The organism is Pseudomonas kitaguniensis, from assembly GCF_009296165.1.
GTDB classification, from domain to species: Bacteria; Pseudomonadota; Gammaproteobacteria; order Pseudomonadales; family Pseudomonadaceae; genus Aquipseudomonas; species Aquipseudomonas kitaguniensis.
Genome location: NZ_VUAZ01000024.1, coordinates 24278 through 36474, shown reverse-complemented (window position 1 = coordinate 36474; position 12197 = coordinate 24278). Strand labels below are relative to the sequence as shown.

Sequence of the window (12197 nt, the reverse complement as noted above, 5' to 3'; positions counted from 1 at the left end):
AGCCCCCTCCCACAACAAGCAAAAAAAGCAGATCTGCTATGTATGCAACACCCGCCGCAACACCTTGCCCACGGTCGTCTTGGGCAACTCGGTATCGCGAAACTCTACATACCTGGGCACTTTATACCCGGTCAAATACTCCCGGCAGTGCGCAAGAATCTGCTCCTCAGTCAGCGTCAAATCCTTAAGCACCACAATAATTTTCACCCGCTGCCCCGCCACCCCGTCGTCCACCCCAATGGCCGCCACCTCGCCCACGCCGGGGTGCAGCGCCACCACGTCTTCGATTTCATTGGGGTACACATTAAAACCCGAGACCAGAATCAGGTCCTTTTTACGGTCGACCAAACGGATATACCCGCGCGCGTCCATCACCCCAATATCGCCGGTCGCCAACCAACCCTCATCGTCCAACACTTCGGCGGTTTCCTGCGGGCGGTTCCAATAACCCTGCATCACCTGCGGCCCACGCACCTGCAGTTCACCCGGCTCCCCGAGCTCGGCCAGTTCGCCGTCCTCGCGCACAAAGCGCACCCACGTCGACGGCAAGGGCACACCGATGCTGCCGGTAAATTCCATCTCACGCATACGGGCGATGTCGATGGGGCTGATACTCACCACCGGCGAGCACTCGGTCAGCCCGTAACCTTCAATGATCGGCAGCCCGGTGACCTGCTTCCAACGCTTGGCCACTGCGGTGTGCGTGGCCATGCCGCCGGCGATGACCATGCGCAGGTCAGAGAAGTCCCGCGCGCAAAACTGCTGGTTTTCGAGCAAACCGTTAAACAGCGTATTAACCCCGGCAATCCCGTTAAAGCGCTCTTTGCGCAGGATCATCTGCACGCGTTTTACATCGCGCGGGTTGGCGATCAGAATGTTGCGCCCGCCTAGGCACATGAACATCAAGCAGTTCACCGTCAGCGAAAAGATGTGGTACAGCGGCAGCAAGGTGACGTTGGTTTGCTGCTGCTCCTGGTCCAACTGATCACCCACCCACGCCTTGGCTTGCAACAGGTTGGCGATGATATTGCGGTGGCTGAGCATCACGCCCTTGGCATCGCCGGTGGTGCCGCCGGTGTATTGCACAAAGGCCAGGTCGTCACGGTGCAGGGCTACCGCGCGCAGGTTGAGCGCCCGCCCGTGTTTCAGCACGTGGTTGAAGCGCAGCGCGCCTGGCAGGTTGAAAGCGGGCACCTGCTTTTGCACACGGCGCAGCACAAAATTCAGCGCCGGCCCCTTGAATGTGCCAAGCAAATCACCGATAGCCGCCACCACCACACGCTTGACGCTGCTGCCGGCGATGACTTTTTCGAGGGTGTGGGCGAAGTTCTCGAAGATCACCAAGGTGCAGGCGCCGCTGTCCTTGAGCACGTGTTTGAGTTCATGCGCGGTGTACAGCGGGTTGATATTGACCACCACCGCACCCGCCAAAATGCTGCCCAACAGGCAGATCGGGTATTGCAAGCAGTTGGGCATCATCAGTGCCACGCGGTCGCCCTTGTTCACGCCCTGGCTTTGTAGCCACGCAGCGAAGGCGATGCCTTGCAGCTTCCACTCGGCGTAGCTCATTTCGGTGCCGATGCTGACATACGCCACGCGCGCGTGAAATTTATCCAGGTGTTCCAGGAACACCTCGCGCAGCGAGGCGTAGGCCTCGATGTCAGCCTCAATATCTGCCGGCACGCCTGGCAGGTAAGCGCTCAACCAGATGCGTTCGCTGCGTTCCAGGCTGATCGTGTTCATCACAGTCTCCTTGGTGTCAGCCGGGCGCCGAGCGTGGCAACCATCATGGGTTGACGGAGGCAGTTGCGCTTGCGCTGGCCCGGTGCCTGGCGGCAGGTTTGGCCAGCGCCTGCTGGCGCTGTTGCAAGGCCTCAAGCAAGCCGAAGTCCTGCGCGAAGTCGTCAACCTGTATGGCGTAATCGGCGTATTCCACGTAGCGGCTTAACACGCTGTCTTCGTCGTCGCTGATCAGCGCCAGCGCCCGCGCCTTGGTGCGCCAGCCAGCAAAGGCCGTGGCGGAAATCGGCATCGGTTCGATCACGCCTTGCTTGACCGCGGGCTTGAGCCGCAACTCAATTCGTTCGACGTACGGCAACAGGCAAAAGCCCAATTCGCCGTAAGCCAGCTTGTCGATTTCTGCGCGTGGCAGGTAGGAATCAGCCAGCAAGCGGTCGCGGGTTTCGCCCGGGGTTTGCACCCCTTCGGCCACTTCAGCCAACAAGCGGTCCGAAGGTTTGCGCAGGGCAATACCGAACGGAAAACTCAAGCCGCGCACCACCACCGCTGCGGCCTTTGAAGGGTAATTGTCGAGCACTTCGGCCAAGGCCTCGTGGGCACGCAACAACGCGTCCTGGGCCGACCAGTGCACCAACGGCAGGTCTGCCTGCGGTCGGCGTCGTCCTCAAAGCGTTTAAGCACGCAGGACACGATGTACAACTGCGACAGCACATCGCCCAGGCGCCCGGTGATGCTTTCCTTGCGCTTGAGCGCCCCGCCCAGCACACCCATGGACACATCCGAGAGCAACGCCAGCACCACCGACAGCCGATTGGCCTGGCGATAGTAGGCCGCCAGCGCCGGGTCGGTGTTGGCCGGTGCACGCAGCAGGCGCCCGCCGGTCAGCGCATGCACCGCTGCGCGCACGCTGTTGGCGATGACAAAACTGATGTGGCCGAACAGCGCGCTGTCGAAGGCTTGCAGGGCCTTGCGCCGATCCGGGTCGCGGGCGGCTTCCAGCTCGCGGAACACGTAGGGATGGCAGCGAATCAGCCCTTGGCCAAAGATGATCAGGCAGCGGGTCATGATGTTCGCGCCCTCCACCGTGATCGCAATCGGGCTTTGCTGGTAGGCGCGGGCGAGGAAGTTATTCGGGCCCATACAGATGCCTTTGCCCGCAACGATGTCCATGCCGTCGTTGACGATCATCCGCGCGCGCTCGGTGACGTGGTACTTGGCGATGGCCGAGATCACCGAAGGTTTTTCACCGGCATCCAAACACGCCACCGAGACTTTGCGCACCGCATCGCACGCATACAAATGCCCGGCCATGCGCGCCAACGGCGCCTGCACGCCTTCAAATTTGCCGATGGGCAGGCCGAACTGTTTACGCATCGCCGCATAGGCGGTGGTGCCGCGCACGGCGATTTTAGCCAGGCCGACGTTGGCCGATGGCAACGAAATCGCGCGCCCGGCCGCCAGGCATTCCATCAACATGCGCCAGCCATTGCCAATTTGCTCGCGGCCGCCGATCACCCATTCCAACGGAATGAATACGTCTTTGCCGGTGGTCGGGCCGTTCTGGAACACCGCGTTCAGCGGCCAGTGGCGACGGCCCGTGTTGACACCGGGATGCGCCGTCGGGATCAACGCGCAGGTGATGCCCAGCGATCCGGGCTGGCCGAGCAAACCGTGCGGGTCTTCGGCGCGAAACGCCAGGCCGAGCACCGTGGCAATCGGGCCAAGGGTGATGTAGCGCTTGTCCCACGTCAGCTTGAAACCCAGTACCGACTCGCCCTCATGCACGCCTTGGCAAATAATGCCCACGTCTGGAATCGCACCGGCATCGGAGCCGGCATACGGGCTGGTCAGCGCAAAGCACGGGAGGTCTTCACCGCGCGCCAATCGCGGCAGGTAGTAGTTGCGCTGGGCATCGGTGCCGTAATGCAGCAGCAGTTCGGCCGGGCCTAAAGAGTTGGGCACCATCACCGAAATCGCCGCCGCCGAGCAGCGTGTCGACAGCTTCATCACCACTTGCGAATGCGCGTAGTGAGAGAAACCCTTGCCGCCGTATTGCTTGGGAATAATCATGCCGAGAAAGCCTGCGTCCTTGGTGTACTGCCAGGCTTGCGGGGACATGTCTTGCCAGACTTGGGTGGTTTCCCAATCATTGGAAAGGTCGCAGAGGGTTTCGACCTCATTGTCGAGAAAGCCTTGCTCTTCGGCGCTGAGGCTGGCGGGCGCGGCGTGCAGCAGGCGCTGCCAGTTCGGTGTGCCGCTGAACAACTCGGCGTCCCACCACACGGTGCCGGACTCGATGGCGGCGCGCTCGGTGTCGGACATGGTCGGCATAACCGCGCGAAACAGCCCCAACGCCTTGCGGCTCAACAGCACGCGGCGCAGCGGCTTGATCGCCAACAGCAACGCAGGCAGCAGCACCACAAGCGCCGCGACGCCCATACCCGGCGCAGCAACCACGTTGAAGGCGTAGCCTGCCGCCAGCCAAATCAGCCCGGCGCACAACCAAAGGCCTGCAGTGGCTTGCCGATACGCCAGCGCAATCGCGGCTGCGCTACCCGCCAATAACCAAATAACCATGGCACACCTCAACGTTAGCCCAACGATGGATCAAACCCTGCGCGGCGCGGCAACCGCCTCAGAACGCGTAGGTGGCCGACACGCTGACCACGTCGCCGGACGACTCCGCTTTGCCGTCCAGTTGGCCGGCGCCGAGGCGGTCGACGTTCTGGGTCTTGAGGTTGACCTTCTCGACAAATTGGTGCGAATACGCCGCATCCACCGACAGCCCAGGCACTGCCTTGATGGCGTAACCGGCACCGAAGGCGAGGAAGTAGCGGTCGCCATCGGGGATTCGTGGGTCACGCGTCGAGTTGCGTGTGGGCGTTTGATCGTGCGCAACACCGGCGCGCAATGTCAGCGCGTCGGTGGCTTTGTAGTCGCCGCCGATGGAGGTCATCCACGCGTTCTTGTAGTGGTAGGGGATCGCCACAATGGTCTCGCCTTGCGACTTCAGCGTCAGGTCCTGGAACGACGACCATTCGGTCCAGGTGGCGCTCACACCCAGCGTCCAACGGTCGTTGAACTGGTGGACCCAATCCAGCGACGCGGTGGCCGGAATATCCAGTTGGGTACTCGCGTGCGCGCCGTCCGGGAACAACTTCAGGCCGGGGTACGCCAACTCCACCAGGGTTTCGCCATTCGGCCCGATGGGCGCGGTGGTGGCATTCCTGCCGATCGCGTCGGTTCTGATGTTGTATTTGCCAGTCAGCTTGTTTTTGATTTTGGCGTGATAGTTCACGCCCAACGTGTCCTTTTCGGTGGGTTTCCAGACCACCCCGCCGAACCAGCCCACCGAAATATTATCGACTTTCACGCGGATCAACGACTCGCCCACGCCGGAAGGAAACGCCGAACCGCCCAAGCCCGGGGACACCGCAGCGGCGGCTAACAGGTCAACGTTCTGGCTGACGAAGCCCTGGCTACGCTGAACAATGGCACCACCACCGATAGAAAACTGGTCATTGACCTTGAACGACAGCGAGCCGGTGAGGCCGACCGTTTCGATTTTGGTATCGACGGCAAAGTCACGAAATTTCGAGTTTTCATTCCAGGTTGTGCGCATGCCTTGCGGCACCACTTGGCTGAGGCCGAAGGCAAAACGGTCACCCATGGGGATGACCAGAAAACCGGTCGGCAGCCACGCAGTAAAGCCGCCTTGCCCGCCATTGTTGTTGTTCAACACCGGCTCGCCGGTATTGCCAAGCTCATCCAGCACCGGCGTATGGGTCACCGGGTTGCCGGCATAGTCATACGCCTGGCCGCTGTATTTGATCTTGACGCGCGCATAGTCGACCGTTTGCTGCGCGATGCTGGAATCGATAAACGCCATCGCCGCCGGGTTGTTGTACGCGGCACTCGGATCGTTCTTGAACAGCGAGCCGCCGCCAAACGCACGGCCCCAGCCCGGCGCGCCGTAGGTGGGCGTGGAGAACCCGCCCGCCTGCACGGGCACGCTGGTGATCAAGCCGCCCAACAGGGCCAGTGCGAGTAACGTGTGCGCGTGTTGTTTGTTGTTATTCATGCGGTACTCCTTATTATTATTCGCCTGCGACCCCTGCCGATGCCCCACGTGAGGCACCGGACTTTCAACGGGTGATCAGCCCTTCACGGCGTTACGCGCTTACGGGTTAACCGTCAGCGTTGGGGCCACCACACTCAGCGACACCACGCTGCAGTTGCCGCTCAACGACTGATTGGCTGCCGACAGGGTTTTGGTGCCTGGCGCCCACGCCACGGCAATGGTGGTAGGGCCGCAGTTGGTGGCGGGAACCGAGGTGATTTTGTAGCCGACGTTGGTCACGGTGCCGGTGGTGCCGGTGGCCGCCGTCAACACCCAAGGCAGGTTGGTCAGCGTCGGCAAGGCGCACAGCCCGCCGCCGGTCAGCGCAGCGCCGCTGATGGACGCCACACCACCGCTGACGGTGCCGGTAAACGTGATGCCGCAGGTCACGGCTGCGCCGAACGATGAAGGCGACTTGACCACGAGGGTGCCCGGGCTGGTCGAGAACGGCCCTTCCGGAGCCACCGACGCCGCACTGGCAATGGAAGCCGCGCCAGCGCACAGCGCAAAGGAGGTGGCACAAACGAGGGTTTTCAAGCTTTTCATTGTTTTTTCCTCACAGGTTATGGCGAGTCATTTCGCCAGGGGTAATGGCCATGAACGAGAGGTCACGGTGAATCTGCAGAACATCCCTTTCCAGCCAAATTTCAATTCAATTACCGCTACAACACTATTCGGATGCGTTTAATCGAGGACTTTAAAGTTCGCCGGCATCTTGATCGAGACGGACTTGATCATGCAGTCTTTGCCAATCGGTACATTCGTTGCCTGCAACGTTGCGCGGGTGTTATCCCACGTACCCTCGGCCGTCGACGGGCCGCACTGGCCGCCCAAACCAAACGCATGAACCTCCACGCTGATATTCGACATGGCACCGCTGTGCTTATCCTTGGCGACTAACACCCACGGCAAGTTAATCGCTTCGACACGGCTGCACTTGAGGCCGCCGTCGAACTCAACATGCTCGACATTTACCGATGCGCCGTCGGCCGCCACCTTGCCGGCCAGCTTGAGGGTGCAGTCGGCGCTGATCAGCGCGCCCTTGGAAAAGCTGATCGGCCCTTGCGCCGTAAAGGCGCTGCCGGCGGGCTCGATACGCGCAGCGTGGGCCGAGTGGTAAACCATCAGGCCGAAGGCGGCCAACACGATGTGCGCGGTGAACATGGCAGGGCTTTGCATAATAGTGACGTCCTTCCCTGGAACTTGTTTTTATAGGGGCAACGCTTAAAACGGCTGGGCACGGTTGCTGTACTTCTCCAGGTACTTCAAACGTTGTGACGGCTGGATATGCGCCAACGTTATATCGCCGCCGTAATGATTAACCACGCGGTGGTCCATGCGCCGGCGCCACAAGTAAGGCACATAGGCCCACACAATCATGCTGGCGTAACCAAACGGAAGTTGCGGCGACTCATCAAAGTGGCGTAACGACTGATAACTGCGGGTGGGGTTCGCGTGGTGGTCGGAATGCCGCTGCAATTGGAACAGAAAGATATTGGTGACAATGCGGTTGCTGTTCCACGAGTGCAGAGGCGAGCAACGTTCATAACGACCGTTGGGCAACTTCTGCCGTTTAAGGCCGTAGTGTTCGACGTAATTCACCACTTCCAGCAGTGACACACCGTAAAGCGCCTGGATAATCAAGAACGGAATCACCGCGGTGCCCAGCCAGGCAATCATCGCGCCCCACAACACCACGCTGTACAGCCACGCGCTGAGCACCGCGTTTTTCCAATGCAATGCCGGCAGGCCGAGTTTGCGCAGGCGTTCGCGCTCAAGGTTGCACGCCGACACCGCACTGAACCACACCGAGCGCGGCAGGAACGCCCAAAAACTTTCGCCCAAACGCGAGCTGGCCGGGTCTTCCGGGGTGGCGACGCGCACGTGGTGGCCACGGTTGTGTTCGGTGTAGAAGTGCCCGTAAAACGTCGGCGCCAGAGTGACCTTGGCCAGGAATACCTCCAGCGGTTTGGGCTTGTGCCCCAGCTCGTGCGCGGTGTTGATGGCAATGCCCGTGGCGGCCCCGGTGGACATCGCCATGCCGAGGTAAGTGAAGCCGCTGATTGCGCCGTGCACCTGTGTGCGTGCGGTAATAGCCGCAGCAATTTGCGCCAGCCAATTCGACGGTTCAAGCGTTGCGCTGGCGCGCAGCAGGCCGCCGTTGATGATCCAGTCGATACCGCCAGCGGCCAGCCAGCCAGTCACCACCACTGACAGGATCACGAACAGCACGCCGGTGTAGACGATCCAGCGGTAGTAGCGTTGTGATTCGAGCTGGCTGACGGCGGACTCGGGCGGGTTGCTGCGGTCTTCACCGAGCAAGCCGTCGATCAGCGGGATCAAACCGAAGATCACCAGCACGCCGACCCACCACAATGGCTGGATGCCGGTGCTGATAGCCAGCGCGCCAGACAACAAGGGCGTCGCCAGCGGCAGGATACCCAGCCACCACAGATGGCGCTTGCCGTCGGCCCAGCGGTGCGCAGTCGCCAGCGTCTGATTCATGCCAGCCTCCGTACGCAGCGGGTCGGCAGGACAAGACGGTAGCTTGCAGTTGAGCAGGCGATAAAAGGCGTTTTTTTCATTATTTTATTCGCTCTTCGGCATTTCAAAAACTGTTTCAAATTTTACATTGAAATATTTTTTTTAAATAAATAGCGCGGAATCGTTAGGTCGTCAACTATTTTTCTGCGGCGTGTAAACGTGACTCGGCAGTCTTTTTTTCGACCGTTTGATCAGGAGCCTGAAGCACCGGCCGCACTCGCCTGGCAACCTGATCCACAAGTGCCGCCACGCGTTCTGTGGCAGTGATCGGCAGCATATGGCCACGCCCTTCAACCACCTGCAGCTTCACGCCCGGCACCTTGCTCGCCAGCGCCTGGCCGTGCTTTTGGAAGTCGAGCACCTTGTCGCGCGCTCCGTAGATCAAACCAATCGGCAGGGTCAGTTGCGGGTAGCGCTCGACCATCTGCGGCAGGTGAGCGTTGACCTGGTTGATCTCGGTTGAGGCTGCATAGAAGTTGTTGGGGCGCATGCCGAGCAAGCCGCCGCCGCGTGTGGCGAAGTCTGCCGGCGCGGCATCGGGCGCGAACACACCCTTGACCACCGACGCTTGGGTGAGCAGGCCAATGGGCAGCGCCAGCGTGTGTGCCAGCCAGCGCCGCAACCACGCCGGGCGCACCGCCAAGCCCAGAAACACCAGCGGCAACCGGCGTTGAGGGTGGGTCAGCGGCGCCACCAGGACCAACCCACCCACGGCATGCGGATGGTCAAGCGCCAGCGCCAAGGCCAGCGCGCCGCCGAGGGAATGGCCCAGCACCAGCGGTTTATCCAGGCCCAGCGCGTTGATAAACGCGGCAATTTGCCGTGCCTGAGCCGGCAGGTCGGCGGCCGTGCCCGCATGCCGAGTGGAATAGCCCGAACCCGGACGGTCGAGCGTGATCACCCGAAAACGCTCACGCAACTGGCCGGACAAGGCATAGGTCAGGTTGCGACTGTTGCCCATCAACCCGTGAATCATCACCAGTGGCGGCCCACTGCCCTCCTCGCAGTAAAGAAAGCGCTCGCCGCCCACCGCCACGAAGCGCCCGTTGATCGGCACCGCCGCTTCAATACGCCGTGTCATTCGGGCGCTGAAGGCCCATAACACCGCACTTGCGGCGGCCAGCCCGGCCACTGCGGCTCCCGCAGCACTTACCCATTCGACAGCCATCGCTTGGCCCTCTGTTTCCCGGCGCCGTTGCACTGGCCGGACAGGCTCATAGCGTAGGTGAAATTTTTACATTTAAAATATTTTTTCAAATAATTATTTCATTTTTCCCTGGCAATGGTGTTTTATCTAAAGGCACCTGATAAACAGCGAGCACATGCGATGTCCACGAGGCGCTTACTCACGAGGCTCTGCCGATGAATGCCCACCGCGCTGCAATCGACATCGCCATCATCGGGTCCGGTTTTGCCGGCCTGTGCATGGCGATCAAACTCAAAGAGGCCGGCTTCACCGACTTCTTTGTCGCCGAGCAGGCCGACAGCCTCGGCGGCACGTGGCGCGACAACCATTACCCCGGTTGCGCCTGCGATGTGCAGTCGCACGTGTATTCGTTTTCGTTTGCGCCGAACCCCGACTGGACACGGCAGTTCGCGCCGCAAGCAGAGATCCGCGCCTACCTTGAGCAATGCGCGCAGCGTTTTGCGCTGGCGCCCTACTTGCGTTTCGGCATGGCCCTGCAACGGGCGGTGTTTGATGAGCGCGAGCAACGCTGGCACCTGAGCTTCAGCGATGGCCGCCAGGTCAGCGCGCGGGTGCTGGTGTCGGGCATGGGCGGCTTGTCGCGCCCGGCGCTGCCGGATATTCCGGGGCTTGCGAGTTTCAAGGGCAAGCGCTTCCACTCCCAGCAGTGGGACCACGCCTATTCATTGAAGGGCAAACGCGTGGCGGTGATCGGCACCGGCGCCAGTGCGATTCAGTTCGTGCCGCAAATCGCCGCGCAGGTCGCGCATCTGGACGTGTTCCAGCGCACACCGCCGTGGATCATGCCCAAGCCGGACCGGCCGATTTCGCGCGTTGAGCGCTGGGCCTTCAAGCACTTGCCCTTCACGCAACGCCTGGTACGCGGGGCTTTTTATTGGGCGCTGGAAGGCCGCGTGGTCGGCTTTTCGCTGCACCCGCACCTGATGAAAATGGCGCAGAAAATCGCCCTGCGCCACCTGCACAAGCAAGTCGTGCGCCCTTCCCTGCGCAAAACCCTGACGCCGGACTACACCCTCGGCTGCAAGCGCGTGCTGATCTCCAATGATTACTACCCGGCACTCTCGCGCAGCAACGTCGAGGTGGTGACCAACAGCGTGCTGCGCATCGAAGCCGACGCGGTGATCACCGCCGACGGTATCAAGCACCCGGCCGACTGCCTGATCTTCGGCACCGGCTTTCAAGCTTCTGACCCGTTGCCGCGCGGTTGCATCATCGGCCGCGACGGTATCGACCTGATGCACACCTGGCAACACGGCGCCTACGCCTACAAGGGCACCACGGTGCCGGGCTACCCCAACCTGTTCCTGATTATCGGGCCGAACACCGGCCTGGGGCACAACTCGATGGTGCTGATGATCGAGGCGCAAGTCAGCTACATTCTTGATGCGCTGCGGCGCATGCAGCAGCAGCGCATCGCCACGCTGGAGGTTAAACCGGCAGTGACGCAGGCCTACAACCAGCACTTGCAAAGCAAACTCAAGCGCAGCATCTGGAACACCGGCGGCTGCCAGAGCTGGTACCTCGACCCGCGCACCGGCAAAAACACCACGCTGTGGCCCGGCTCGACCTGGCGCTTCAAACAGCTCACCCGGCACTGCGCACTCAAAGACTATGTCGCCCACCCGCTGCCCGCCACCGCGCCGCCGCGCCCAGCCGCGAGGCCGCAGGCCAGCACAGAGGGGAGCCTGTCATGAAGTCATTTAACGGCCGCGTGGCGGCCATTACCGGTGCGGCGTCCGGCATGGGCCGCGCGCTGGCCCTGGCGCTGGCGCGCGAGGGTTGCCACCTGGCCCTGGCGGACAAGAACAGCCAGGGGCTCGAACAGACCGTGGCGCTGATCAAGACCGCTACGCTGTCGCCGGTGACCATCACCACGCAGGTGCTGGATGTCTCCGAGCGCCAGGCCATGCAGGAGTGGGCCGCACGCTGCGTGGCCGAACACGGCCAGGTCAACCTGATTTTCAACAATGCCGGGGTGGCGCTGTCGAGCACCGTCGAAGGCGTGGACTACGCCGACCTGGAATGGATAATCGGTATCAATTTCTGGGGCGTGGTGCATGGCACCAAGGCGTTCCTGCCGCACTTGAAAGCCAGCGGCGACGGGCATGTGGTCAATACGTCCAGCGTGTTCGGGCTGTTTGCCCAGCCCGGCATGAGTGGCTACAACGCCAGCAAATTCGCCGTGCGCGGGTTCACCGAGTCGCTGCGCCAGGAACTCGACCTGCAACGCTGCGGCGTCTCCGCCACCTGCGTGCACCCCGGCGGCATCCGTACCGACATCTGCCGCAGCAGCCGTATCGACGCGAACATGACCGGCTTTTTGATCCACAACGAGCAACAGGCCCGCGCCGACTTTGAAAAGCTGTTTATTACCGACGCCGACCACGCCGCCAAGGTGATTCTGCAAGGTGTGCGCAACAACAAACGCCGCGTGCTGATTGGCCGCGACGCGTATTGCCTTGACTTGCTCGCGCGCTGTTTACCCGCCGCCTACCAGGCACTGGTGGTGTTCACCAGCAAACGCATGGCCGCCAAACCGCCCAAGCCTGCGTTTGAAACCCATGACGAACCTCATCACTGAACAGG

At 61.7% G+C, this 12197-nt stretch carries 8 protein-coding genes and 1 pseudogene; 2 read left to right on the top strand and 7 right to left on the bottom strand.

Going from position 1 to position 12197, the window contains the following annotated elements:
- Positions 1-36: 36 nt before the first annotated feature.
- The 7 genes and pseudogenes from F0169_RS05650 to F0169_RS05620 all read right to left on the bottom strand — a co-directional run bounded on the left by F0169_RS05650 (position 37) and on the right by F0169_RS05620 (position 9572).
- On the bottom strand, positions 37-1743 hold the full coding sequence (locus tag F0169_RS05650; RefSeq protein ID WP_152745965.1) for an AMP-binding protein: 1707 nt from the start codon (positions 1741-1743) through the stop codon (positions 37-39).
- Between the two features lie 43 nt (positions 1744-1786).
- A pseudogene (locus F0169_RS05645) lies at positions 1787-4317 on the bottom strand (acyl-CoA dehydrogenase).
- Positions 4318-4375: 58 nt separating this feature from the next.
- Positions 4376-5821: an outer membrane protein transport protein gene (locus tag F0169_RS05640; RefSeq protein WP_152745964.1), complete on the bottom strand. Its 1446-nt coding sequence runs from the start codon at positions 5819-5821 to the stop codon at positions 4376-4378.
- A gap of 99 nt (positions 5822-5920) precedes the next feature.
- Complete coding sequence (praB, locus tag F0169_RS05635; RefSeq protein ID WP_152745963.1) at positions 5921-6406, bottom strand: alkane oxidation protein activator PraB; 486 nt, start codon at positions 6404-6406, stop codon at positions 5921-5923.
- A gap of 138 nt (positions 6407-6544) precedes the next feature.
- Positions 6545-7039, bottom strand: a complete 495-nt coding sequence (gene praA / locus F0169_RS05630; protein ID WP_058414032.1) for an alkane oxidation protein activator PraA — start codon at positions 7037-7039, stop codon at positions 6545-6547.
- A gap of 45 nt (positions 7040-7084) precedes the next feature.
- Positions 7085-8365 carry an alkane 1-monooxygenase gene (locus tag F0169_RS05625; RefSeq protein WP_152745962.1) on the bottom strand — a complete coding sequence of 427 codons (1281 nt, stop codon included), beginning with the start codon at positions 8363-8365 and terminating at the stop codon, positions 7085-7087.
- 175 nt (positions 8366-8540) lie between these two features.
- Positions 8541-9572, bottom strand: coding sequence for an alpha/beta fold hydrolase (locus F0169_RS05620; RefSeq protein ID WP_152745961.1), 1032 nt, complete (start codon positions 9570-9572; stop codon positions 8541-8543).
- A gap of 194 nt (positions 9573-9766) precedes the next feature.
- Here F0169_RS05620 and F0169_RS05615 point away from each other — a divergent pair, with 194 nt between their 5' ends.
- Both F0169_RS05615 and F0169_RS05610 read left to right on the top strand, forming a co-directional pair.
- Positions 9767-11305 (top strand): flavin-containing monooxygenase, encoded by a 1539-nt coding sequence (locus F0169_RS05615; RefSeq protein WP_152745960.1) that lies wholly within the window; start codon positions 9767-9769, stop codon positions 11303-11305.
- Complete coding sequence (locus F0169_RS05610) at positions 11302-12192, top strand: SDR family NAD(P)-dependent oxidoreductase (protein WP_122249478.1); 891 nt, start codon at positions 11302-11304, stop codon at positions 12190-12192. Before F0169_RS05615 ends, F0169_RS05610 begins: the two co-directional genes overlap by 4 nt.
- The last annotated feature ends 5 nt before the right edge of the window (positions 12193-12197 follow it).